The 23,001-nt window shown below is 72.0% G+C and carries 23 protein-coding genes and 1 tRNA gene; 8 read left to right on the plus strand and 16 right to left on the minus strand.

Going from position 1 to position 23,001, the window contains the following annotated elements:
• The first annotated feature begins 3 nt into the window (after window positions 1-3).
• The gene (locus ACFOX0_RS17405) at window positions 4-624 is read left to right on the plus strand and encodes a hypothetical protein (protein ID WP_377546955.1); all 621 of its coding nucleotides are present in this window, start codon (window positions 4-6) and stop codon (window positions 622-624) included.
• 2 nt (window positions 625-626) lie between these two features.
• Here the strand turns inward: ACFOX0_RS17405 and ACFOX0_RS17410 are convergent, their stop codons facing one another.
• The 8 genes from ACFOX0_RS17410 to ACFOX0_RS17445 form a co-directional block, all read right to left on the minus strand.
• Complete coding sequence (locus ACFOX0_RS17410) at window positions 627-1,781, minus strand: hypothetical protein (RefSeq protein ID WP_377546957.1); 1,155 nt, start codon at window positions 1,779-1,781, stop codon at window positions 627-629.
• Window positions 1,778-2,872: an ImmA/IrrE family metallo-endopeptidase gene (locus ACFOX0_RS17415; RefSeq protein WP_377546959.1), complete on the minus strand. Its 1,095-nt coding sequence runs from the start codon at window positions 2,870-2,872 to the stop codon at window positions 1,778-1,780. Before ACFOX0_RS17415 ends, ACFOX0_RS17410 begins: the two co-directional genes overlap by 4 nt.
• Before the next feature lie 386 nt (window positions 2,873-3,258).
• Window positions 3,259-3,332 (minus strand) — tRNA-Pro (locus ACFOX0_RS17420).
• 53 nt (window positions 3,333-3,385) lie between these two features.
• Window positions 3,386-3,886: a hypothetical protein gene (locus ACFOX0_RS17425; protein ID WP_377547375.1), complete on the minus strand. Its 501-nt coding sequence runs from the start codon at window positions 3,884-3,886 to the stop codon at window positions 3,386-3,388.
• A gap of 78 nt (window positions 3,887-3,964) precedes the next feature.
• Window positions 3,965-4,720 carry a maleylpyruvate isomerase family mycothiol-dependent enzyme gene (locus ACFOX0_RS17430; RefSeq protein WP_377546961.1) on the minus strand — a complete coding sequence of 252 codons (756 nt, stop codon included), beginning with the start codon at window positions 4,718-4,720 and terminating at the stop codon, window positions 3,965-3,967.
• 190 nt (window positions 4,721-4,910) lie between these two features.
• The gene (locus ACFOX0_RS17435) at window positions 4,911-6,203 is read right to left on the minus strand and encodes an MFS transporter (protein ID WP_377546964.1); all 1,293 of its coding nucleotides are present in this window, start codon (window positions 6,201-6,203) and stop codon (window positions 4,911-4,913) included.
• 88 nt (window positions 6,204-6,291) lie between these two features.
• Window positions 6,292-6,741: a MarR family transcriptional regulator gene (locus ACFOX0_RS17440; protein ID WP_377546966.1), complete on the minus strand. Its 450-nt coding sequence runs from the start codon at window positions 6,739-6,741 to the stop codon at window positions 6,292-6,294.
• Between the two features lie 89 nt (window positions 6,742-6,830).
• Window positions 6,831-8,309: an NCS2 family permease gene (locus ACFOX0_RS17445; RefSeq protein ID WP_377546968.1), complete on the minus strand. Its 1,479-nt coding sequence runs from the start codon at window positions 8,307-8,309 to the stop codon at window positions 6,831-6,833.
• A 137-nt stretch (window positions 8,310-8,446) separates the two neighbouring features.
• Between ACFOX0_RS17445 and ACFOX0_RS17450 the strand changes: the two genes are divergently transcribed.
• Window positions 8,447-8,647 carry a DUF2530 domain-containing protein gene (locus ACFOX0_RS17450; RefSeq protein ID WP_377547377.1) on the plus strand — a complete coding sequence of 67 codons (201 nt, stop codon included), beginning with the start codon at window positions 8,447-8,449 and terminating at the stop codon, window positions 8,645-8,647.
• A 47-nt stretch (window positions 8,648-8,694) separates the two neighbouring features.
• On the opposite strand, the gene ACFOX0_RS17455 is transcribed toward ACFOX0_RS17450, so the two are convergent.
• Entirely contained in the window at window positions 8,695-9,534 is an 840-nt protein-coding gene (locus tag ACFOX0_RS17455) for a DUF3027 domain-containing protein (RefSeq protein WP_377547379.1), read from the minus strand.
• An 87-nt stretch (window positions 9,535-9,621) separates the two neighbouring features.
• On the opposite strand from ACFOX0_RS17455, the gene ACFOX0_RS17460 reads away from it, so the two are divergent.
• From ACFOX0_RS17460 to ACFOX0_RS17470, 3 genes are read left to right on the plus strand one after another with little or no spacing between them, the layout of a single operon-like run.
• The gene (locus ACFOX0_RS17460; protein ID WP_377546970.1) at window positions 9,622-11,262 is read left to right on the plus strand and encodes an MFS transporter; all 1,641 of its coding nucleotides are present in this window, start codon (window positions 9,622-9,624) and stop codon (window positions 11,260-11,262) included.
• Entirely contained in the window at window positions 11,259-11,900 is a 642-nt protein-coding gene (locus tag ACFOX0_RS17465) for a futalosine hydrolase (protein ID WP_377546972.1), read from the plus strand. The genes ACFOX0_RS17460 and ACFOX0_RS17465 overlap by 4 nt, the downstream gene beginning before the upstream one ends.
• Window positions 11,901-11,928: 28 nt before the next feature.
• Window positions 11,929-12,759: a 1,4-dihydroxy-6-naphthoate synthase gene (locus ACFOX0_RS17470; protein WP_377546974.1), complete on the plus strand. Its 831-nt coding sequence runs from the start codon at window positions 11,929-11,931 to the stop codon at window positions 12,757-12,759.
• Here the strand turns inward: ACFOX0_RS17470 and ACFOX0_RS17475 are convergent.
• Both ACFOX0_RS17475 and ACFOX0_RS17480 read right to left on the minus strand, forming a co-directional pair.
• Entirely contained in the window at window positions 12,720-13,106 is a 387-nt protein-coding gene (locus ACFOX0_RS17475; protein ID WP_377546977.1) for a cold-shock protein, read from the minus strand. The genes ACFOX0_RS17470 and ACFOX0_RS17475 overlap by 40 nt on opposite strands.
• Before the next feature lie 47 nt (window positions 13,107-13,153).
• Window positions 13,154-13,789: an HAD family hydrolase gene (locus ACFOX0_RS17480; protein WP_377546979.1), complete on the minus strand. Its 636-nt coding sequence runs from the start codon at window positions 13,787-13,789 to the stop codon at window positions 13,154-13,156.
• Between the two features lie 145 nt (window positions 13,790-13,934).
• On the opposite strand from ACFOX0_RS17480, the gene ACFOX0_RS17485 reads away from it, so the two are divergent.
• Window positions 13,935-16,451 carry a helicase-associated domain-containing protein gene (locus tag ACFOX0_RS17485; protein WP_377546981.1) on the plus strand — a complete coding sequence of 839 codons (2,517 nt, stop codon included), beginning with the start codon at window positions 13,935-13,937 and terminating at the stop codon, window positions 16,449-16,451.
• Between the two features lie 14 nt (window positions 16,452-16,465).
• Here ACFOX0_RS17485 and ACFOX0_RS17490 read toward each other — a convergent pair whose 3' ends face one another.
• Both ACFOX0_RS17490 and ACFOX0_RS17495 read right to left on the minus strand, forming a co-directional pair.
• Complete coding sequence (locus ACFOX0_RS17490) at window positions 16,466-16,681, minus strand: hypothetical protein (RefSeq protein ID WP_377546984.1); 216 nt, start codon at window positions 16,679-16,681, stop codon at window positions 16,466-16,468.
• A 72-nt stretch (window positions 16,682-16,753) separates the two neighbouring features.
• Window positions 16,754-17,629 (minus strand): L,D-transpeptidase family protein, encoded by an 876-nt coding sequence (locus ACFOX0_RS17495; RefSeq protein WP_377546986.1) that lies wholly within the window; start codon window positions 17,627-17,629, stop codon window positions 16,754-16,756.
• Window positions 17,630-17,784: 155 nt separating this feature from the next.
• Here ACFOX0_RS17495 and ACFOX0_RS17500 point away from each other — a divergent pair, with 155 nt between their 5' ends.
• Together ACFOX0_RS17500 and ACFOX0_RS17505 are read left to right on the plus strand one after the other, a co-directional pair.
• Window positions 17,785-19,494: a DNA repair helicase XPB gene (locus tag ACFOX0_RS17500; protein ID WP_377546989.1), complete on the plus strand. Its 1,710-nt coding sequence runs from the start codon at window positions 17,785-17,787 to the stop codon at window positions 19,492-19,494.
• 20 nt (window positions 19,495-19,514) lie between these two features.
• On the plus strand, window positions 19,515-20,261 hold the full coding sequence (locus ACFOX0_RS17505; RefSeq protein ID WP_377546992.1) for a PIG-L deacetylase family protein: 747 nt from the start codon (window positions 19,515-19,517) through the stop codon (window positions 20,259-20,261).
• On the opposite strand, the gene ACFOX0_RS17510 is transcribed toward ACFOX0_RS17505, so the two are convergent.
• From ACFOX0_RS17510 to ligD (ACFOX0_RS17520), 3 genes are all read right to left on the minus strand, one after another.
• A complete protein-coding gene (locus ACFOX0_RS17510) occupies window positions 20,254-20,793 on the minus strand; it encodes a helix-turn-helix domain-containing protein (RefSeq protein WP_377546995.1) in 540 nt (179 codons plus the stop codon). The genes ACFOX0_RS17505 and ACFOX0_RS17510 overlap by 8 nt on opposite strands.
• 325 nt (window positions 20,794-21,118) lie before the next feature.
• Entirely contained in the window at window positions 21,119-22,027 is a 909-nt protein-coding gene (ligD, locus tag ACFOX0_RS17515) for a non-homologous end-joining DNA ligase (protein ID WP_377546997.1), read from the minus strand.
• The gene (gene ligD, locus ACFOX0_RS17520; RefSeq protein WP_377546999.1) at window positions 22,020-22,961 is read right to left on the minus strand and encodes a non-homologous end-joining DNA ligase; all 942 of its coding nucleotides are present in this window, start codon (window positions 22,959-22,961) and stop codon (window positions 22,020-22,022) included. Before ligD (ACFOX0_RS17520) ends, ligD (ACFOX0_RS17515) begins: the two co-directional genes overlap by 8 nt.
• Between the last annotated feature and the right edge of the window lie 40 nt (window positions 22,962-23,001).

The raw sequence follows: 23,001 nt of genomic DNA on the forward strand, positions 1-23,001 counted from the left end.
AGGGTGGAGATCATGATCGGCACAGCGGAGGCTCTGGCAGATGCAGTCAAGGCTGCTTCAATCGGGGAGCCGAGGCCAGACCTTTGCCGTAAGTTCGTGCCGATCCTCCGGACGCACGCCCTGCTCGTGTATCGCCTTGACCAGCAGGAAGTCGACAGGCGAGCGGCGCACCAGTTGGGCGCCATCTCGTCGCCCGATGTGCTGGATCTGTTGCTGGACCTGCCGCTGCGCATGCCGGTGCCGATTAACTCCTTGACCCGCTGGGAACGGTCAGCCCTACGGTGTGCGCCACGGGGAACGGTCTCGACCATCGACGGGGCAGTTACGCGAGAGGCCATGCCTCCGGTGTCGGTGGATCTTGCCTTTGTCCCCGCTCGCACGTGGCGGGGTGGGTTAGAGATCGCTGGCAGGTTCGCACCGTTTTGTGCTCGCGTCATGGTGTTGCACCGGCGACCCAGAGAGCTTGACGAAGTGCGTTTACAGGCCCGCTTTTACGGCATCGGTGTCGTGGTGGTGGATCAAGCTGGGACAGAGGTTCTCGTGGAGCCGGCGCCGTTCCGCCGCCAGCGGTTCACCGCTGCCGGGTGGCAGTTCCTAGAGAGGGCTTACCAGCAGGTGATCTGACTTCACTCACCGTTGGCGGAAACCTCGGACGCCAGCGGCAACTCGGCCATCTTGGTGAGGGGCTTCGACGGCGTGAAAGCCCCCGGTTGCTCGATGCGGCGGCTCTCGTCTTTCTGCGCTTTGACCGCGGCCTTGCAGTATCCCTTCCACCAGATCTGACGGTCAGCGGCAGTCGCGTGGTCGAAGAGATCATCGAGCATGGTGGTCCACGCGACAGCGTTGTGGGCCTGAGCGGCAACTCGCACCTCACCACGCCGGCTGTTGAACGAATCCAAGCCACGATCCCCGCACGCCGCGCAGCGGCAACGGGGAGCCCTGGAGTTCGCGTACTTCTCGGCGATGTACTCGCCCACGCTGTACCGCAACATGTTCGGGATGAACACGGACGGGGTGTGGTTGTAAGGTCGCCTCGCTTCCGGGTCCTCGGACGGCGGAACGACATGCCGAAGGGAACCACCCGCGCCGATCACCGCGAAGGCGGCCCCGTGCGCCATGCAGTCGAACGCGGTGGGTTGGTCTCCCAGCCACAACCCGAGATTCGGCACCTCACCCATAACGGTCCGAAGGTTCTCGGTCGCCTTCGCGAAGCTCGCCATTGGGTTGCCCTGTCCGCCGAGCGCGATGGCCTTGACGCCCTGGATTCGCCGCAACCCGGCGGTGAGCTTGCCGAGGAATTCGGGACGCAGCCAGGCGGCATCCACCGGCACCGGGATGATCACATCATTGCGTTCGATCGCCTGCGCGGCCTTCACCAGGCCATTGAAGGCGCTCATGTCCCCTGCGTGGACGAATCGCGACGGTACGACGGGAACGGTGGCGCCTCGGGTAAGTTGATCCTGCAGCACGGTGTCGAGGTCGCCGCCGAACAGGCGGTCGGTCGGCAGATCGAACGGTTCCTCTTCAGTCGCCGCCTGAGTGCGGTAGGCGCCCGGGTCGGCGAGCAACAACCCTTCGTACCCACCCTTGCGAACCTCAGCGGCGACCTCGCCAGCCTTGGGGCCACAGATCCCGTACCCGCTGCGAGACGGGTGCAGGTACGGGGGAGCGGTCCCGCCGTAGCGCGGCGTCGCAAACAACAGGACGCGACCGTAGATGGCTTGGGCGGCAGTATTCGTCTGGATACGCGTTGGGGAGGACCAGACGGGATGTTCGGTCATCGGTTCACCTCAAGATATGTACCGGCGTCGCTCGCCTGGTACAGGGCCTCGAACTCGCTCGGTAACAGTCCGACGAGATCCGCGATCTTCTCGACGCTGTGGCCGTTGTCCTTCCGGAGGCGGGCGACGAGGTTGGACACCATGCGCGGGTACTCCCGTTCGACATCCCCTGGTTCCTGTGTGCGGTACCCGAGCGCGGACATCTCCACCATGACGTTGCGGTACTGCCACTCGGTGATCACACCCAGCGCGGTGGCGCGACGCGCGATGGCCGCCATCGAGACACCCCACCGGTTCTTCAACTCGACCAACCGGTTTAGGTCCAAGCGGCCCTTCAACTCAGCCCGTACGTTGACCGCCGGAAGCAGGAACTCGCTCGCGAACTCGTCGGCCTGGCGCTCCTGGAGAGTCGTAGCGCCCGGCTGGTCGTGTAGGAACACGTGACCCAACTCGTGAGCCAAGCTCCACCTGAATCGGTCAGCGGGCGCCTGCGCGTTGAACAGGAACAGCGGCGCCTCGGAGTCGGTCCACTGGGTCACCGCGTCCAACTCACGGGTCCCGAGATCACGAACAAGCACCAGCCCGCCCGCGTCCTCGATCAAGTCAACGAGCCGGGCCAGCGGTCCACCTGGGATTCCCCACTCCTTGCGGACCGTGATCGCCGCATCGGCCGGGGTGTTGAAGTCGTCCAGCTCGACGCGCCGGAACCGGTGCTGGTGACTCTTATCCGTCTCGCGCAACAGCGCGCGGACCTGCATACGCGACAAGGCAAGCTCCGCGTGAACGCGCCTCAGTGTCGGGGCACCGAGCGAGGCGCGCTTCCGGTGGTGAACCAGACCAACCCCCACACCATGCACATCGGGGTCTGCGCACAAGACGCCAACCGGATACCGGACCGCCTGTGCGTACAGCTCCAGCCGCTGACCAGTCACCGCCAGTCGACCAGCCTCAGCCTTGCTGACGTACCCCTGCGACACCGGCATCCCGTCGGCCATGCCTGCCATCCGGCCCGCAACATCGGCCTGTGTCATGCCGCGCGACTCCCGGGTCAGCACGAGCATGGTCGGATGAGCAACTGCCTCCCCGTCCATCCGCCACCTCCTCCAGCCTCCCGACCCTGGAGGCACGTTAGCACGCCACGCTTCGGCGGCGCAGCTCGGAACCAGAACCTAGACCACAAATTTTGTCCTGGAGATATTCCGGCTAGCTCGTGGGGTATGGAGTCGGCTGCTCGACCCCCTTGAATCGGTTGGACCGCAAATTGCGGCCAGCTTTGACACGCCGTGTGACCGACTGTCCGATGGAGACGCACCTGGCCAAGTCTCGACGCTGGCTATCGGACAGGCATCATGGAGGGTGCAGGCGCAATCCGACAACGTCAGACTGCGTCCGCTGGGATCGCGTTCAGTGCAGGTCGTAAGATGCTTCAACTGATAGTTGTCGATCAACTACGCTACGCGTTTGCAGTTCTGTGAGGTGCCCCGGCAGGATTCGAACCTGCGATACACGGTTCCCGACCCATTGCCGGCCACTCCCAACTCTGACCGGGCCTTTCGAATGTCCGCAGCGTCCCGGGGTACTGCGCGGCTACGCGTCGGGGACGGTCACCGTTGCCGGTGCCGGCGCCCGGTGGTGGCGGCCGGCAGGGACAGTCCGGCGGCCTGCAACTGACCCTCGATGCGGACCCGCTCGATGTCCCGGTCGACCCCGTCCAGATCGGTCAGGTGTTCCGCGATGCCGAGACAACGGCAGGCCCGCCGGAGCCGATCGTCGTACGCCTCGCGGACCGCACTCTGCCAGACGGCGGACCGGCTCACCACTCCGAGCCGCTGGCCGCCCAGCCGGCGCAGGTCGGCGGCGAGTTGTTCGATCGACGGGCCGGCCAGCCGGTCGAACTCGGTGAGGTCGACGGCGGCGGCCGGTGGGTCGAGCGCCAGCGCCCGGTTGAGGCGCGCGATCGTCCGCCGTCGCCGCCACCGGTCCCGCCAGTCGCCCCAGGCACAGGCGAACCGGTCGATCAGTTCGTCGGCGCAGAGGACGGCGGCCACGACGGCGGGAAGGCACGCCATCCCGAGGAGTGCCAGCACAAGCGCGACGCCGTGCATGCCCGCCACGTCTTCTGACGCTAGGCCGACCGACCGGGTCGCGCCACCGCTTTGGGCCACGACCCCGACGGTGCGGAGTTACTCGGTGGCCAGCTTGAGCGCCGCGCGGAACCGGTCCACCGCGCCGGGATCACCGGCCAGCCGTGGGGCCGGGGCACCGGGCCGGCCCCACAGCCACCGCAGCAGGTCCGGTGCCGGGCCGCTGACCGTGGCGTCCGGCTCGCCGCTCCCGCCAGTCCCGACCGGCTCGACCGTCACACCGTCCTCGTCGAACCGCGCCAGCCACGCCCGCCCCGGCACCTCGATCAGCACCCGCTGTCCCGGATCGGGCACCAGGTGCCGGAACTCCTCCGGCCACGTCCGGGCGAGATGGTGCAGCATCACGATCAGCACCTCGTCCATCCCGTCCGCGGCCAGGTCGTCCGGCACGCTCACCGGCTCGGCGCCGGCCGCGAGTTCGGCGTCGATGCGGTGCACGACGGTTTCCTGGGCCATCCGCCGGACCCAGAAGCCGACCCGCTGCTCCGGCGGGTACCAGGTCGGCGACGGCGTGTCGTCGTCCCGCGTGTCGAACTCGGTGACCAGAGCGCGGTAGGCCCGGTCGAACAGCGCCAGCGGCTCCTCGGCGGTCAGGTCCGGCGGCCAGTCCCGCGGCTCGACGCCCGACCGCATGCACTCCGTCTTGTGCAGGTAGACCTGGGCGACGTGCCGGACCAGGTCGGTCATGGTCCAGCCCGGACAGCTCGGCACCTCGGCGGCCAGGTCGGTCGCCGCCACCGTCCGGAGCCGGGCGGCGTCGGCGGCCAGGCACTCCAGATAACGTTTCCGATCCATGCCGGCAGTCTGGCCGGTGGGTCCGACAGCCTCCACCGGGTTTTGCCGCCGACCGCCCGGCTGGGGACCGGGCGGGCGGCGGGGCCGGTGTCCGGACGCCGATCGCCGCGCGGAGCGGGCGCCGTACGGCCGGACGGTTTGTCCCGGGCGGACCCGCCGGTGACCGGCGGGCGCGATCCCGGTCGACGGATCAGAGTTCGGCGGACGGGGACGGGACCACGTAGAAGCGGGGCAGCGGGAGCATCCGGATCCGCAGCCGGGCGCCGCTGCGGCGTAGCTGCCAGATCAGCGCCGCGGTCGCGGCGGCCAGCGAGATCAGTCCGCCGCCCCAGATGCTGGTGCTGGCGCCGAAGTGTTCGGCGACCCAGCCGATGACCGGGGCGCCGACCGGGTTGGTGCCGAGGAAGATCAGCACCCAGAGCGCCATCACCCGGCCCCGGAAGGCCGCGTCCACGCCGAGCTGCACCCGCTGGTTGGCCGCCTGCGCGAAGAACACCATGAAGAAACCGGTCGGCAGCAGCAGGACCGCCACCAGCCAGTACGACGACGCGAACCCGACCAGGGTGCCGAACACCGCGCAGCCGAACGAGGCACCGATCACCACCCAGACCGACGGTCGGCTGCGCCGCCCGCTACCGGCGAACGCCCCGCCCAGCGCGCCCACCGCCAACATCGTGGTGAACAGGCCGAAGGTCGCCGCGCCGGTGTGGAACACGGTCTTGGCCAGCGCCGCGAGGGTGAGCTGGAAGTTGAACAGGGTCATCGCGACCACCGACATCAGCGCCATCGGCAGCATCAGGTCCGACCGCCGGGCGACGTACCGCAGCCCGTCGATCACCCGGGCCGAGCCGCGGTCCTCGCGGGACGGCAGGCCGTCCCGGTGCAGTTCGGCGGCGCGCATCCGGATCACGCAGATCACCGGCGCGATCGAGCTGACCGCGGTGATCATGAAGACCGGGCCCACGCCCAGCAGGGCGATGGCCACACCGGCTATCGCCGGGCCGATGATCCGGGCGGAGTTGAAGGTGGCCGCGTTCAGCGACAGCGCGTTGGGCAGCAGCGACATCCCGACCAGTTCGGAGACGAACGCCTGGCGGACCGGCGTCTCCACCGCGTTACCGACGCCGAGCAGCGCGGCGAACACGAAGACGTGCCACAGCTGGACCAGGCCGGTGAGGACCAGCAGGCTCATCGCCGTGGCCAGCACGGTCCAGTAGGCGTTGGCGATGAACAGCAGGACCCGTTTGTCGTACCGGTCGGCCAGCCGGCCGGAGAACAGGGTGAGCAGCAGCACCGGGGTGAACTGCAGGGCGGTGACCACGCCGAGGGCCGTCGCCGAGTTGTGCGACAGCCCGAGGACCAGCCAATCCTGGGCGATGAACATCATCCAGACGCCGATCAGTTTGATCAGCTGGCCGATCGTGAAGAGTCGGTAGTTGCGAACGTGCAGGGATTGGAACGTGGTGGTCAGCTTGGCCCGCACTCGGGGTGCGCCTCCTCGGGTCGTACGCGTCATCCGTCGGTGCCGCAACGAGCGGCGGGCGACGGAGCGGACCCGATGCCGGCGCCGGTCAGGCGCGCGCCACCTGTTGCAGGATCTGCGCGGCGCGCACCAGCGTGTCGCGTTCCTCCTGGGTCAGCTCGGCCAGCCGGTCGGCCAGCCACTCGTTGCGGGCCCGCTCGAACCGGGCGAGCACCGCACGACCGGCCTCGGTCGCCGAGAGGATGACCTGCCGGCCGTCGGTCGGGTGGGGGGCACGCTGCACGAGGCCGCGATCCTCCAGCTTCGCAACGATCTTGGTCATCGTCGGCGGCCGGACCCGCTCGATGTCGGCCAGCTCCCGCGGGCTCAGCGCTCCGGCCAGCTCCAGGCTGGTCAGGGCGGAGAGCTGGGTAGCCGTGAGGTCACCGACCGGACGGGTCTGCCGGACCCGTCGGTTGAGCCGGGTGATCGCGTCGCGCAGTTGTGTCGCCAACTGCACCGGCGCCACGAGCTTCGCCATCACCGTCCGCTCCGTCACGGTCGTTAGCCTAACTAATAAGCCAGGCTAACGACCACTGATATGACCACCGTCACCACCGAGCCGGAAAACAGACTCCCAGCTCAGACCTACCCGACCAGGTCGCCGACCGGGCCCCGCAGGAAGTACAGGACGAACAGCACAGCCACCCCGTACAGCATGGGGTGGATCTCCCGCGCCTTGCCCCGGGCGAGCTTGAGCACCACGTACGTGATGATGCCGGCGCCGATCCCGTTGGAGATCGAGTACGTGAACGGCATCAGCACGATGGTCAGGAACGCCGGGATGCCGATCTCGTAGTCCGACCAGTCGATCGACCGGACCGCGGTCATCATCAGGAACCCGACCACCACCAGCGCGGTCGACGCCGCCTCGAACGGCACCACGTCCACCAGCGGCGTGAAGAACATGGCCAACAGGAACAGCGCCCCGGTGACCAGGTTCGCCACCCCGGTACGGGCACCCTCCGCCACCCCGGAGGCGCTCTCGATGTACGAGGTGTTGCTGGACACGCTGGCCGCCCCACCGGCCGCCGCGGCCACCGAGTCGACCAGCAGGATCTGCTGGGTACGCGGCGGCATGCCCTCGGCGTCCAGCAGGCCACCCTCCTGGCCGATCGCCACCATGGTGCCCATGGTGTCGAAGAAGTCCGTGATCAACAGCGAGAAGACCAACATCAGGACGATCAGCCAGCCGGCCCGGCTCCACGAGTTCAGCACGTTGAAGTGCCCCAGCAGGGACAGGTCCGGCAGGTCGACCACCCGGTCCGGCAGCGCCGGCACGTTCAGCGCCCAGCCGTTCGGCGCCGGCTTGCCGTCGACGAACGACGGGCCGACATGGGCCACCGCCTCGACGATCACGGCCAGCACGGTGGAACCGAGGATGCCGATCAGGATCGCCCCGCGTACCCGGCGCACCACCAGCACCAGGGTCACCAGCAGCCCGACCACGAACACCAGGGCCGGCCAGGACACCAGCTTGCCGCCGACGCCCAACCCGACCGGCACCGTCGTGTTGGCCGCGTCCGGGATCCGCCGGACGAACCCGGCGTCGACCAGGCCGATCAGCGTCAGGAACAGCCCGATGCCGACCCCGATGGCGTTCTTGAGCTGCGTCGGCACCGACCGGAACACCGCCGTACGCAGGCCGGTGAGCACCAGGAGGAAGATCAGCACGCCCTCGATGACCACCAGGCCCATCGCGTCGGCCCAGGTCATCTGCGGCGCGATCTCGTAGGCCACCAGCGCGTTGACGCCCAGCCCGGCGGCCAGCGCGATCGGGAACCGGGCCCACACGCCCATCAGGATGGTCATCGCACCGGCGACCAGGGCGGTGGCCGCGGCGATCGCCGGGATCGCCAGCTTCCGGCCGTCCCCGTCGGCCGCGTTGCCGAGGATCAGCGGGTTGAGGACCACGATGTAGGCCATCGTGAAGAAGGTCGCCAGCCCGCCCCGGACCTCGCGGCCGAGCGTCGAACCCCGGGCGGAGACCTCGAAGAACCGGTCGAAGCCGCTGGTCGGCCGCGGCGGCGTTGTCGTCGGAACGGTCTCTGTCGGAACGTTGTCCATCGGATCCTCGCGGGCTGAGCGTCGGTTGACAGGCGCATCGTTCCAGATCAGGCGACGGCGAGAAAACTTCGTCCCGTATTCTCTCGGACGTGCCGCAGGAGCAGACGCCGAAGCCAGCAGGTTCGCTGGACCCGCCGATGGTGCCGTTCGCCGTCGCCGGAATGGCGATCTGGGCCGCCGCCGGCCTGATCCTGCTGGTCTTCTTCCAGGACTGGCTGACCGCGCACGGGCACCGCGACTGGTTGTGGATCTGCCTGGCCGGCTTCCTGGTCGGACTGCCCGGCCTGGCCGTGATGATCCGGCACGACGCCAACAGGCGCCGCCGCGCCGACGACTGAGGACCGCTGCGCCGCGCGCGACGGAGGAGGGCCGGCCCGCCAGCCGCTCAGCCGTGGCCGTACGGCTCGGCCGGCTCGCCGGCCGCCACCGAACCGGCCGCCCGGCTCACCGGCACCGACTCCACCGCGCCGTCGTCGTAGACGGTGGGCATCTCGTCGACCGGGGTCTCGGCCGAGTCGACGAGCGTCTCCGAGTGCGCTCCGCAGCCGTGGTCGGCGCTGACCGCCCGACCGTCGTCCGGTGCGAAGTAGTTGCCGCAAACCCCGAACGACTGGCGCAGCGCGCCGGCGAGCGGCAGGTAGAACCCGCAGGTGCCGCAGCGGGCGGCGGGCGGGGCGGCGGCCGAGATCGGGGCGGCCGGACCGTGATCTCCGTCATACCACCGCTGGGCGGTGTCCTGCCGACCCTCGCGGGACATCACCCGGGTCCGGCCCAGGCCGATTTCCCAGGCGGTCTCCTCGACGGCCGGGTCGTCCGAGAGCAGGTAGCCGGGGACCAGCCGCTCGTCGTCGGCCGGGGTCGGCAGGAGATCGCCCACCCCGAGGTCACCGGGTTGCAGCCGCTCCTGCCAGGGCAGCCAACTGGGGGCGAGCATCGCGTCCGGGCCGGGCAGCAGGACGGTCTCGCAGATCGTGACGTGCCGGCTGCGCGGCGCCCGGGTGACCGTCACCGCCCAGCGCCAGCCCCGGTAACCGGCGAGCCGGCACTCGAAGAAGTGGCTGACCAGCCGGTCGCCCTCGGCGACCGCCGCCAGGTGGTCACCGACGTCCGCCGGGTCGATCTCGTCCAGGCCGGCTCTGGCCACCTCGACGGCGCTGGCGCAAACCTGGTCGAGACGGGCGGCGCGGGTGCTGGCGGTCCTGGTCACGTGCTCATTCTTACCTATCCGACCGGTCCGGCCGCAGGCACTCCCCACCGACCGGCTCCGGCCGACCCCGGACAGACGTCGTCGGGATGGGCGAGGATAGGCCACATGCCGCTGTTCACCCGATCGGACCGTCGCCGACGCCGCTCGCTCCTCGGCCGCGTCGTCGGTACGGGGATCCGGGGGATCCGGCTGCTCGGCCACGGCGGTCGGCTGCTGAGCCGGGGGGCGGGCCGGGTCCGGGCCCGGGGGGCCGGTGGCGAGGCCGGCATGGTCCGGCTGTTCGACCTGCACGCCGCCTCCTGCGCCGGCGACACGTTGATCGCGATCGGCCTGGCCGGGACCATCTTCTTCAACGTGCCGCTCGGCGAGGCGCGCAGCAAGGTGGCGCTCTACCTGCTGGTCACGATGGTGCCGTTCGCGTTGCTCGCCCCGGTGGTCGGGCCGCTGCTGGACCACTTCCGGCACGGCCGGCGGTACGCGATGGCGGTCACCATGCTCGGTCGGGCCTTCCTGGCCTGGCTGATCTCGGACTACATCCACGGCTTCGGCCTCTACCCGGCCGCGTTCGGGGTCCTCGCGCTGTCCCGCGCGTACGGCGTGGCCCGGTCGGCGGCGGTGCCCCGGCTGCTGCCCGAGGGCCTGGGCCTGTCCCAGATCGGCGCCCGGGCCAGCGTCTACGGCACGGTGGCGGGCGCGCTGGTCGCCCCGATCGGCCTCGCCGCGTTCTGGTTCGGCCCGCAGTGGCCGCTGCGGGTCGCCTCGGTGATCTTCCTGGTCGGGATGGTGATCGCGTTGCGGCTGCCGCCGCGGGCGGACTCCAGCCCACCGGAGACGGTCCCCCGGCCGTTCGGCGTGATCGGCTTCCGGCGGGCCGGCGGTGAACGCGCGTTGCGCGGCCCGCTGGTGCTCGCCGCCCTGGCCGGCAGCGCCGTACTGCGCGCCGTCTACGGCTTCCTGCTGCTCTTCCTCGCCTTCGCGATCAAGGGCGGCGACCTGACCACCGAGCTGCTCGGCCGACAACTCAGCGCCGAGGCGGCGCTCGGACTGGTCGGCGGTGCGCTGGCGGTGGGCACCTTCCTGGCCACCGCGCTGGGCACCCGGCTGCGGATCCACAACCCGCCGCTGCTGCTGGTCACCGGCATGCTCGTCGTGGCCGGCACCGCCGTCGCCGGCACCGTGCTGTTCGCGCTGCCACTGATCGCCCTGCTCTGCCTGGTCACCGCCGTGGTCAGCGGGATCGTCAAGCTCGCCCTGGACGCCGCGATCCAGGAACGGGTCGCCGAGCGGCTGCGCTCCAGCGCCTTCGCCCACTCCGAGACGGCGCTGATGCTGGCGTTCGTGGCCGGCGGCGCGGCCGGACTGATCCCGCTCGCCGGCCGGCTGGGGATCGGCGCCGCCGCCGGGCTGACCACGCTGGCCACCGGCTGGGCGCTCTGGTCGGTCCGCCGGCTGCGCGGCGAGAAACTGCACGGCCGGGCCGCCGAGGAGGCCGGGGAGCCGACCGGGTCGCCGAGCCCCGCCGGGCCGACGGGCCCCGCCACGACGGTGGTACGGCCGGCCGGTCCGGCGCCCAGCCAGGTCGGTCCGACGCCGGCCGAGCCGACCGGCGACCGGGACACCGCCGGCGCCGACGAGCCGACGGTCGCCCCGCCGGGCTACCACATCTACCGGCCGTCGTCGGCGGTGTCCGGACCCGGCTCCGGGGACGACGGGGCCCGGCACGAGTCCCGCGGGCCGACCGGGTGACCGCCGCCGAACTGCTGATCGCCGTCGCGGTCCCGGCCGAGGCCGAGGCGGTACGCGCCGGACTCGCCCCCGGTGCGCCGGTGCGGGTCGAGCCGGTCGGCGTGGGTCCGGCCGCGGCGGCCGCCGGCACGGCCCGGTTGCTCGTCCTCGCCGAGGCGGCCGGCCGGGCGTACCGGGGGGTGATCAGCGCCGGGATCGGCGGTGGCTTCCCCGACCGGGCGGCGATCGGGACGTTGGTGCTGGCCAGCCGCAGCGTCGCGGCGGACCTCGGCGCCGAGTCGCCGGACGGCTTCCGCACCCTCGACGAGCTGGGCTTCGGCCAGGTCGCCCGGCCCGCGGACCCGGAGCTGCTGCGGCGGCTCCGGACCGCGCTGCCCGGCGCCACCGTCGGCACCGTGCTCACCCTCAGCACCGTGACCGGCAGCGCGGCGACCCTCGGCGCGCTGACCACCCGCTACCCGGACGCCGCCGCCGAGGGCATGGAGGGGTACGGGGTGGCCGTCGCCGCCCACCAGGCGGGCCTGCCGTTCGCCGAACTGCGGGCGATCTCCAACCCGGTCGGCCCCCGGGACCGGGACGCCTGGCGGATCGCCGACGCCCTGGCCGCCCTCACCGCCGCGGCGACCGCCCTGAGCTGAGCCGCCGCGGCCGGACTACCGTGGACGGGTGGCCCTCTCCCTGGCGATCTCCCCCTGCCCCAACGACACCTTCGTCTTCCACGCGCTGGTGCACGGCCTGGTGCCGGACGCCCCGCCGGTGGAGGTGCGCTACGCCGACGTCGACGTCACCAACACCGCCGCCGAGCGCGGCGCGTACGACCTGGTGAAGGTGAGTTACGCCGCGCTGCCCTGGCTGCTGGCCGACTACCACCTGCTGCCCTGCGGCGGGGCGTTGGGGCGCGGCTGCGGCCCGCTGGTGCTCACCACGGGGGACCGGACCGACCTGACCGGCGCCACGGTCGCGGTGCCCGGCGACCGGACCACGGCGTACCTGCTGTTCCGGCTCTGGTCGGCGGACCGGCCACCGGCCCGGATCGAGGTGGTGCCGTTCCACGAGATCATGCCCGGCGTCGCCGCCGGCCGGTACGATGCCGGCCTGGTCATCCACGAGGCCCGGTTCACCTACCCCCGGCACGGCCTGACCGCTTTGGTCGACCTCGGCCAGTGGTGGGAGGACGACACCGGCCTGCCCATCCCGCTCGGCGCGATCCTGGCCCGCAAGGGCACGGTCGACCCGGTCGCCGCCGCCGGCTGGGTACGCGAGTCGGTCCGCCGGGCCTGGGCCGACCCGGCCGCCACCCGTGACTACGTGCTCGCGCACGCCCAGGAGATGGAGCCGGACGTGGTGGACCGGCACATCGCGCTCTACGTGAACGAGTTCACCGAGGAGCTGGGCGAGGCCGGCCACGCCGCGGTCGACGCGCTGTTGCGGCGGGCCGCGGCGGCCGGCCTCGTGCCTCAGACCTCCAGCTCGCGGGCCACCGCGTGGACCAGCTGAGCCACCTGCTGCGCGGTCCGGCGGTCCGGGAACCGGCCCTGGCTGAGGCTCGGCTGGACCTTGGCCTCCAGCACCTTGATCATATCTTCCACCATGCCGTGCAGTTCCTCGGCCGGCCGGCGGCGCAGCTCCGCCATGGACGGCGGGGCGTCCAGCAACTTCACGCCGAGCGCCTGGGCGCCCCGGCGGCTGTCCACGACCCCGAACTCGATCCGCTGACCACCCTTGAGGTCGGTGACGCCAGCCGGCAACGCGCCCTTCGGCAGGAACACGTCGCCACCCTCGTCACTGGTGACAAAGCCGTATCCCTTGGCCGCGTCGTACCACTTCACTCGACCCGTCGGCACCTGTTGACCTCTGCTTCGCTCGAATTGCTGGGCTGACCCGGACACGGTCAGCTGGACGTGCTGTCCTCCAAGGCTAACCGGACCGACCGGTCGAGCGCCGCCGGGAATCCGGTCAGATCCGTCAACACCACCGCCGCCCCGGCGGCCCGCAGCTCGTCCGCCGAACACGGACCGGTGATCACGCCGAATCCGGGCACCCCGGCGGCCCGGGCCGCCGCCATGTCCGCGACGTGGTCACCCACGTAGAGCCCCACCCCGTGCGCGACCAGCGCGGTCGCCTTCTCCTCGGCGAACAGGTCGCCGGCCAGTTCGTCCACGGCCAGGCCGAGATGCTCCAGGTGCAGCCGGGCCAGCCGGCCGAGCTTGGATGTGACAACGACCACTCGACCGCCGCCGGCCCGGACCGCGTCGAGGGCGGCGGCCGCGCCGGGCAGCGCCACCGAGGGCCCGATCGCGTACGACGGGTAGAGCCCCCGGTACGTCTCGACCGCCTCCTCGACCGCCTCGGGCGGAAACCAGCGGCCCAGTTCCTGACGCAGCGGCGGACCGAGCCGGCTCACGGCGGCGTCCGCGTCGACGTACACGCCGGTCCGGGCGGTCAGCTCCCGGTAGGCGGCCGCGATGCCGGGGCGGGAGTCGATCAGGGTCATGTCGAGGTCGAATCCGACTGTCAGCGGGGGCACGCCGCCCATCGTCGCACGGCCGTACCGGGTCGTCCGGTGGCGTCCCGGCGCCCGGGGCGCCAGTCGCCGGCCGCGTCCCAGCGGCCGGTCCGGGCGGCCGGCTGACGCGCCGCGACGGCGTCCGGCCCAGTAGCGTGGAGAGACGATGAGCTCCTCACTCGCCGATCACCTGCGGGCGCTGCCGGACGACGCGCTGGCCGCGCTGTTGCAGCTGCGCCCCGATCTCGTGGTGCCGGTGCCGGCCGACCTGTCCGCGCTCGCCGTCCGGGCCCAGTCCCGGGTGTCGGTCGCCCGGGCGCTGGACGGACTGGACCAGTTCACCCTCCAGGTGCTCGACGGTGCCCGACTGACCCGGGCCGACGACGACGGGCTGACCTCCGCCGACGCCGTACTGGCGCTGGCCACCTCCGGTGCCGCCGGCGGGCCGGACCGGACCGCCGTCCGGGCGGCGTTGGACCGGCTGCGCGCGCTGTTCCTGCTGTACGGCCCGGAGCACGCCCTGCGGGTGGTGCCGACGGTGGACGAGGTCTGCTCGCCGTACCCGGCGGGGCTGGGCCGGCCGGCCGCGGAACTCGACCCGGCCGCCGGTGAGCTGGTCGCCGATCCGGCCCGGCTGCGGCGGACCCTGCTCGCCGCCGCGCCACCGGCCCGGGCGGTGCTGGACCGGCTCGCCGCGGGACCGCCGGTGGGCACCCTGCCAGCCGGCGCGCTGCGATCCGCCGCGCCGTCCGCCGCCGGCCCCGGGACCGGTTCACCGACGGACGGCGCGGCGCCGGACGGCGCGGCGATCTCTCCGGTGCGGTGGCTGGTGGACAACGCCCTGTTGGTGCCGATCCCCGACCCGGGTTCCTCGCCCGGGGACACGGCCGTCGAGCTGCCCCGCGAGATCGCCCTGCTGCTGCGCCGGGACACCGGCCCGCTCGGCCCGGTCCGGCCCACCCCGCCGGGCCTTGCCGCCGCCGAGCGCGATCCGAAGGCCGTCGACTCGGCGGGCGCCGGGCAGGCGATGGAGGTGGTCCGGCACGCCGAGGACCTGTTGGAGAGCCTCGGCGCCGAGCCGGCGCCGGTGCTGCGGTCCGGCGGCGTCGGCGTCCGCGACCTGCGCCGGTTGGCCCGGGCGACCGGACTGGACGAGTCGACGGCCGCGCTGCTGCTGGAGGTCGGCTACGCGGCCGGGCTGGCCGGCGAGGTCGACCTGCCCGGCGCCGCCACCACCCGCGCCGGCGCCGATCAGCAGGTGCTGCCCACCGCCGGGTACGAGGCGTGGCGCGGTGGTTCGCTGGCCCAACGCTGGGAGCACCTCGCCCGGGCCTGGCTGACCATGACCCGCCAGGCCGGACTGATCGGCCGGCGCGACGACCGGGACCGGCCGATCGCGCCGCTGTCCAACGAGGCGGAACGCGCGGCGGCGCCGTCCGCGCGCCGGGCCGTCCTCGGCGTCCTCGCCGACCTCGCCCCGGGTGCCGCGCCCAGCCCCGACGAACTGATCGAACTGGTCGCCTGGCACGCACCCCGGCGCAGCCGGGGCCGGGAGGCGGCGCACCGGGACGTGCTGACCGAGGCGGCCCGGTTGGGCGTCACCGGACTCGGCGCGCTCACCTCGTACGGCCGGTTGCTGCTGACCGACGCCGCCGCGGCCGAGGCCCGGTTCGCGGCGAGCACGGAGGACCCGCTCGGCCTGCGCCCGGACGCGGGCGACCTGCCCGGCGAGGCCTCGGCCACGGTACGGGCCCTGGACGCACTGCTGCCGTCCCCGGTCGACCACTTCCTGGTGCAGGCCGACCTGACCGTGGTGGTGCCCGGACCGCCCGAGCCGACGCTGGCCGCCGAGCTGGAGGTGGTGGCCGAGCACGAGTCGGCCGGCGGCGCCAGCGTGTACCGGGTCACCGGCGGCAGCCTGCGCCGCGCCCTGGACGTCGGGTACGCGGCCGACGACCTGCACGGGCTGTTCGCCCGGCGGTCCCGTACCCCGATCCCGCAGTCGCTGAGCTACCTGATCGACGACGTGGCGCGCAAGCACGGCGGGCTGCGGACCGGTTCGGCCGGGGCGTACCTGCGCAGCGACGACGAGGCGCTGCTCACCGAGGTGCTCGCCGACCGCCGGTTGTCCGCGCTGTCGCTGCGCCGGCTGGCGCCCACCGTGCTGGTCACGCCGTACCAGATGGGTCGGTTGCTGCCGGCGCTGCGCGAGGCCGGTCACGCCCCGGTGCCGGAGGACGCCAGCGGCGCCGCGGTGCTCAGCCGGCCGAAGACGCGCCGCGCCCCGGCCCGGGTCTCGGTGGCAAACCGGATCACCGACCCGCTGGCCGCGCCGCGGCTGAGCCAGCCCCGGCTGCTCGGCGTCGTGGAGCAGATCCGGCGCGGCGACGCGGCGGCCCGGGCCGCCCGTCGGGCCCCGGCCACGGTACGGGCCAACGGTCGCACCGACGGCCCGGATGTGCCCGGGCACGGGCACACCCAGGCGCTCGCCGTGCTGCAACAGGCGGTCCGCGACCGGGCCAAGGTCTGGGTCGGGTACGTCGACGCGCACGGCGCGACCGCGTCCCGGCTGGTCCGCCCGGTGTCGATGGGCGCTGGTTACCTGCGCGCCGAGGACGAGCGCACCGAGATGCTGCACACCTTCGCCCTGCACCGCATCACCGCCGCCGTCCTCGACGGGTAGCCGCGCGGACGGGGTCAGCGGCGGCTGCGGCGCAGCGTGCCGATGATCGAGACGACGAGCAGCAGGGCGAAGCCGGCGCCCAGCGCCTCGCCGACGGAGTCGACGAAACCCTGCTGGAGCACCAGCCAGCCCCAGAAGAACCAGCCGAGCAGGCTGACGGCCAGCAGCCCGTACCAGAAGACTGTGACGCGGGACACCTCGGCGGGCGGTTCGGGCGGGGGCTGTACCACCTCTCTACATTGGCACCCGGGCAGCGGAACCGACAGGTGACACGACCCGGGGACGGGTCGGGGTTCTCCCTGTCAGGTGCCCGGGCGGCGGCCGAACACGTGTACCCGGGTGCCGATCGCGCCGAGACTCCAGAACCGCCGGGCGTCGGCCGGCAGCAGGTTGACGCAGCCGTGTGAGCCGATCGACTTGTCGTGCAGGTACGTGGTGGTCTCGTGGAAGCCCATCCCCTGGGTGAAGTGCTGCCAGTACGGCAACCAGACCTCGTACGGGTTGGACCATTCCTTCACGTTGCGGGCGTTGACCGAGTACCAGCCGGTCGCGGTGGCGTAGCCGGCCATCCCGGTCCGGGTGACGGTGGGCGCCTGCAGCACCGTCCCGCCGCGCATCGCCCAGACCGTCTGCAGGGTCAGGTTCACGCAGAACGTGACGCCGCTGCCGGCCCCGCAACTGGCCGTATCGGTGCTGGCCAGCCGGCGGGCCACGTCGGCGGTGGTCGGCCCGGCCCGGCCGTCGGCCGGCCGGATGCCGTACCGCAGTTGGAACTTCTTGATCGCGGCGCAGTCGGCGGCCGACTGCCGGCCGTCGACGGTGACCGCGCCGAACCCGCCCAACCTGGCCAGCCAGGTCTCCACGTCGCGCTGCCGGTCGCCCAGTGGGCAGCCGGCCGGTGGCTTGGCGGTGCGGGTCGGTGTGGCCGTCGCCTTCGGTGCCGGCGTGCTCGGCCGCGGCCGAGCCGGTGCCGGTGCCGTGCTGCTCGGGGCCGGTCCGGACGCCTGGCCCGGTCCGGCCGGCGCGCTCGCCCCCGTTGCTCCACCCGCCGCACCGGCCAGGTCGGGCCGGGTCGGGCCCACCTGCTCCGGTCGCGGGTCGAACGCGCACGCGCCGGCCCCGAACAGCGTGACCGCTGCCACGATCACCAGGCGCGTCACCAGGCGCGGACGGATCATCGTTCCTCCCGAGGGCAGCTGTCGAAGGCTAGACGCACGAGAGTGCCAGGTTGGTTGCAGCAGACGAAGAATTTCTCCGGCCAGTTTTCCGGCGTGCAACACTGGATGGTCGCCCGGAGAACGTCCGGGCGGCGGATGGAAGGTGAGGTGCCGGCGTGAGCGGTGGTCCACTGATCGTGCAGTCGGACAAGACCCTCCTCCTGGAGGTCGACCACCCGGACGCCCAGGCCTGCCGAATGGCGATCGCCCCGTTCGCCGAGCTGGAACGCTCACCGGAGCACGTGCACACCTACCGGCTGACCCCGCTCGGCCTGTGGAACGCCCGGGCCGCCGGACACGACGCCGAGGGGGTGGTCGACGCGCTGCTGAAGTACTCCCGCTACCCGGTGCCGCACGCCCTGCTGGTGGACGTCGCCGAGACCATGGACCGGTACGGCCGGCTGCAACTGGCCAACGACCCGGTGCACGGGCTGGTGCTGCGGGGCCTGGACCGGCTGGTGCTGATCGAGGTCGCCAAGAGCAAGAAGCTCGCCGGCATGCTCGGCGCGAAGATCGACGACGACACGATCCTGGTGCACCCGTCCGAGCGGGGACGGCTCAAGCAGGCCCTGCTCAAGCTGGGCTGGCCGGCCGAGGACCTGGCCGGCTACGTCGACGGCGAGGCGCACCCGATCGAGCTGGCGCAGGACGGCAAGGACGTGCCCGCCGACAAGACGCACCCGGCCCGCCACCAGCCGGCCTGGACGCTGCGGTCGTACCAGCGGGAGGCGGTGGAGCACTTCTGGGCCGGCGGGTCGGGCGTGGTGGTGCTGCCCTGCGGTGCCGGCAAGACGCTGGTCGGCGCGGCGGCGATGGCCGAGGCGAAGGCGACCACGCTGATCCTGGTCACCAACACGGTGGCCGGCCGGCAGTGGAAGCGCGAGCTGATCGCGCGCACCTCGCTGACCGAGGAGGAGATCGGCGAGTACAGCGGCGAGCGCAAGGAGATCCGGCCGGTCACCATCGCCACGTACCAGGTGCTCACCTCGCGCCGCAAGGGCGCGTTCACCCACCTGGACCTGTTCGGTGCCCGGGACTGGGGGCTGGTCATCTACGACGAGGTGCACCTGCTGCCGGCGCCGATCTTCCGGTTCACCGCGGACCTGCAGGCCCGCCGCCGGCTCGGCCTGACCGCGACCCTGGTCCGCGAGGACGGCCGGGAGGGCGACGTGTTCAGCCTGATCGGCCCCAAGCGGTACGACGCGCCGTGGAAGGACATCGAGGCGCAGGGCTGGATCGCCCCGGCGGACTGCACCGAGGTACGGGTCACCCTCACCGACGCCGAGCGGATGGCGTACGCGACCGCGGAGGCCGAGGAACGCTACCGGATGGCGGCGACCGCCCGGACCAAGCTGCCGGTGGTGAAGGCGCTGGTCGACCGGCACGCCGACGACCAGGTGCTGGTGATCGGCGGTTACATCGACCAGTTGCACCAACTCGGCGAGTTCCTGGGCGCGCCGATCGTGCAGGGTTCGACGACGAACAAGGAGCGGGAGCGACTGTTCGACGCGTTCCGCAACGGTGAGCTGTCCACCCTGGTCATCTCCAAGGTGGGCAACTTCTCCATCGACCTGCCCGAGGCGGCGGTGGCGATCCAGGTGTCCGGCACGTTCGGCTCCCGGCAGGAGGAGGCGCAACGCCTCGGCCGGGTGCTGCGGCCGAAGGCCGACGGTCGGCAGGCACACTTCTACACGGTGGTGTCCCGGGACACCATCGACACCGAGTACGCCGCACACCGGCAGCGTTTCCTGGCCGAGCAGGGGTACGCGTACACCATCGTGGACGCGGACGACGTGGTCGGACCGACGCTGCCCACCGTCGACTGACCGGAACGCAGGAGGTCGAGATGTCGGAGACCGTCGCCCCGGCGCCGCTGGAGCCCGTGTCGGAGGACTGGCAGCGCGCGCTGGCGATCGTGGCTCACCCGGACGACCTGGAGTTCGGTGCCGCCGCCGCGATCGCCCGCTGGACCCGGCAGGGCAAACAGGTGGTCTACTGCCTGGTCACCAGCGGTGAGGCGGGCATCGACGGACTGCCGCCGGAGGAGACCCGCCCGCTTCGCGAGAACGAGCAGCGCGCCTCGGCCGCGGTGGTCGGCGTGGACGAGGTCGTCTTCCTCGGCCAACCCGACGGGATCCTGGAGTACGGCGTACCGCTGCGCCGCGACCTGGCCCGGGTCATCCGGCACTACCGGCCCGACATCGTCATCACCAACAACTTCCGGGCGACCTGGGACGGCGCCGTCGTGCTGAACCAGGCCGACCACATCGCCACCGGCCGGGCCACCCTGGACGCGGTCCGCGACGCGGGCAACCGCTGGGTGTTCCCGGAGCAGCTCCGCGACGACCTGCTGCCCTGGACCGGGGTCAAGCAGGTCTGGGCGGCCAGTTCCCCCGACTCGCGGCACGGCGTGGACACCACCGACACGTTCGACCTCGGGTTGGCGTCACTGCGCGCGCACGACGCGTACCTGCGCGGGCTGGGCTCCGGCGACTTCGACGCCGAGGAGTTCCTGGAGGGCATCAGCCGACCGGTGGGCAGCCGGCTGGGCACCCGGTACGGCACGTCGTTCGAGGTCTTCCAGATCAACTAGCTCTGACCCTGTCGAGCAGCCGGGCGAGCTGCGGATCGTTGTAACGCATGCAGCCGGGAATCGAGCAGATCCAGTCCGCGACCCGGTCGCGATCGCCGTCCGCGAACGCCAGTTCGATGCGGCCGGGCCGGATCGGTACGCCGTGGAGCGCGGCGGCCAACTCGCCGTCGACCAGGTATGCCAGCTCGGGCACCTGGCGCAGCAGGTATCGCATGTCGTGCACCCTGGTCTCCACCCAGCTGGCGTTCGCCGTCGCCGCCCTGGCGATCTCCTCGTCCAGGTCGGCGTCCAGCGGCTCCAGGTCGATCCGCACCTGCTGCCCGAGCGCGGCGAACAGCCGGTCGACGAGCATGGTGGTCGGCGCGCTGACCCCCGTCTCGAACCGCGAGACGCACTGCTGCGACGCCCCGGCACGATAGGCCAGCGCTCCCTGGGACAGGCCGGCCCGCTCCCGCTCGTCCCGGAGCAGGCGTCCGATCCGGCGGGCAAGGCTGGGCTCCTCCGAGCCGCTCACTCGGCTGACGGCATTCACCCGTCGATCGTGCTGCTTGTCCCGGACGATCGCCACCACGAGAGCAAGCCTGTGGAAAACCCGCACCCGCCTGTGGAAAACCCACGAAGCGACGTTCGCACACCACGACGCGCTCAGCGCGGCCTGTCCGGAGCGGCGACATCTTTTTGGGCCTACATCGAATTCGTAGTAGCTACTACGAATTCGATGTAGGCCCAAAAGAGGCACCGGTCTCGACCGAGGTCACCACCAGTAATGGCCGCGCGGTCTGTGCCCGGCTCTGTCGACCCCGCCGGCCGCCACACGGCCAAACCGTGGCTGCGGCCTGATGGCGCTGGCCCGCGCTTCAGGTGGGCAGTCCGGGGCCGCCGTCGAGCAGGGCGGTCATCAGGTCGCCGTACTCGTCGATCCGGTCCAGGACCTGGGCGGTGGTGAACGGACGGACGGCAGCCTGCCGACCCCCGGTGGCCGCCTCCACCTCGTCCCAGGTCAACGGGGTCGACACGGTCGGTAGCGGCTCGGCGCGCAGCGAGTAGGGCGACACGGTCGTCTTCGCCGCGTTGTTCTGGCTCCAGTCGATGAAGATCTTTCCGCGGCGCAGTTGCTTGGCCATCTTCGACGTGATCTTTTTCGGATCGGCCTGTTCCAGCTCCGCGGCGATCCGTTTGGCGTACGCCGACACCAGGTCGGCGGGCTGCCGGCCGGAGATGGGGCAGCACAGTTGCATCCCCTTCTTGCCGGAGGTCTTCGGAAAGCTGGCCACGCCGTCCTCGGCGAGTCGGTCGCGCATCCGGACCGCGACGGCGCAGCATTCCTTCAGCGCCGCCGGCGCGCCCGGGTCCAGGTCGACCACCAGCATGTCCGGGTCGGAGCCGATCTTCCACTGCGGGGTGTGCAGCTCCAGCGCGGCGAGGTTGGCCAGCCAGACCAGGGTGGGCAGGTCGTCGGCCACGACGTAGTCGATCGTCTCCCGCCCCTTGGTCGAACCCGGCGCGGGCAGGGTCTCGACCCGCACCCAGTCGGGGGTGCTGGCCGGCGTGTTCTTCTCGAAGAACGACTTCTGGTCGACGCCGTTGGGGAACCGGATCCGGGTCAACGGCCGGTCCCGCAGGTGCGGCAGCAGCACCGGGGCGACCCGGGTGTAATAGTCGATCACCTCAGCCTTGGTGAACCCGGCCGCCGGATAGAGCACCTTGTCCAGGTTGGACAGCTCCAGCTGCCGGCCGTCCACCTCGACCCTGGTCCGGTCAGACATCCTCGACATCCTCCACGGTCTTGTCCGGACGCAACCGCAGCAGCCGGGGGAAGCGCAGCCGCCCGTCCGGGGTGCGCTGGCCGTACTTCACCTCGACCACCACCTCCGGTCTTACCCAGACGGCACCCCGGGCATCCTCCCGCGGCACCGGGTCGGCGAACGGTGGTCGGTCGGTCCGCAACGGCTCCAGCACCGTCAGCAGGGCCCGTTCGGCGGCCGTCCCGATACCGCCGCCCACCCGACCCCGGAACAGCAGCCGCCCGTCGGCCGTCGGCACGCCGACCAGCAGGCCGCCGATCCGGCGTACGCCGGGTCGCCAGCCGCCGACCACGAAGTCGGCGGTCACCTCCAGCTTGACCTTCACCCAGTCCGGCGAGCGCACCCCCGGCCGGTAGACCGAGTGGAGTTGTTTGGCCACCACCCCCTCCAGCCCGTGCTCGCCGGCCGCCTGCCAGGTCGCCGCGCCGTCCGGGAAGACCGGCGGCACGGTCCAGCCCGGCCCGCCGAGGCCGAGCGAGTCGAGGGCCCGGCGACGTTCGACGTACGACCACCGGGCCAGGTCCGCGCCGCGCAGCCGGAGCAGGTCGAAGATCATGTACGTCGCCGGCATGCTGGCCGCGAGCCGGGCCGCCCGGCCCTTTTCGCGTACGTGCATCCGCTCGGCCAGGGCGGTGAACGACGGCACCCCGTCCTCACCCAACACCACCATCTCCCCGTCCAGCAGGACGTCGTCCACCTGGCGGGCCAATCCGGCGACCTCCGGATAGGCCGCGGTGATCTCGGCGCCGGACCGGGCGAACATCCGCAGCCCGGCGCCACCGCCGACCTCCGCGAGGGCGCGTACGCCGTCCCACTTGAACTCGTAGCCCCAGCCGGGGCCGGTGGGCAGCTCCCCGGTGACTGCGAGCATCGGCTTCAACGGAGCGCCGGCCACCTGACCAGCCTAGATCCGCCGCGATTTCCTCGCGGCCGGT

This window comes from Micromonospora zhanjiangensis, assembly GCF_042650605.1.
Classification (GTDB): domain Bacteria; phylum Actinomycetota; class Actinomycetes; order Mycobacteriales; family Micromonosporaceae; genus Micromonospora_J; species Micromonospora_J zhanjiangensis.

What these genes read in the sequence shown, in the direction of transcription:
- ACFOX0_RS17460 (WP_377546970.1), top strand. Translation starts at nt 9,622, where the DNA reads ATGCCGCTGTTCACCCGATCGGACCGTCGCCGACGCCGCTCGCTCCTC.
- ACFOX0_RS17495 (WP_377546986.1), bottom strand. Translation starts at nt 17,629, where the DNA reads ATGATCCGTCCGCGCCTGGTGACGCGCCTGGTGATCGTGGCAGCGGTC.
- ACFOX0_RS17425 (WP_377547375.1), bottom strand. Translation starts at nt 3,886, where the DNA reads ATGCACGGCGTCGCGCTTGTGCTGGCACTCCTCGGGATGGCGTGCCTT.
- ACFOX0_RS17410 (WP_377546957.1), bottom strand. Translation starts at nt 1,781, where the DNA reads ATGACCGAACATCCCGTCTGGTCCTCCCCAACGCGTATCCAGACGAAT.
- ligD (WP_377546997.1), bottom strand. Translation starts at nt 22,027, where the DNA reads ATGTCTGACCGGACCAGGGTCGAGGTGGACGGCCGGCAGCTGGAGCTG.
- ACFOX0_RS17450 (WP_377547377.1), top strand. Translation starts at nt 8,447, where the DNA reads ATGGTGCCGTTCGCCGTCGCCGGAATGGCGATCTGGGCCGCCGCCGGC.
- ACFOX0_RS17430 (WP_377546961.1), bottom strand. Translation starts at nt 4,720, where the DNA reads ATGGATCGGAAACGTTATCTGGAGTGCCTGGCCGCCGACGCCGCCCGG.
- ACFOX0_RS17415 (WP_377546959.1), bottom strand. Translation starts at nt 2,872, where the DNA reads ATGGACGGGGAGGCAGTTGCTCATCCGACCATGCTCGTGCTGACCCGG.
- ACFOX0_RS17485 (WP_377546981.1), top strand. Translation starts at nt 13,935, where the DNA reads ATGAGCTCCTCACTCGCCGATCACCTGCGGGCGCTGCCGGACGACGCG.
- ACFOX0_RS17445 (WP_377546968.1), bottom strand. Translation starts at nt 8,309, where the DNA reads ATGGACAACGTTCCGACAGAGACCGTTCCGACGACAACGCCGCCGCGG.
- ACFOX0_RS17505 (WP_377546992.1), top strand. Translation starts at nt 19,515, where the DNA reads ATGTCGGAGACCGTCGCCCCGGCGCCGCTGGAGCCCGTGTCGGAGGAC.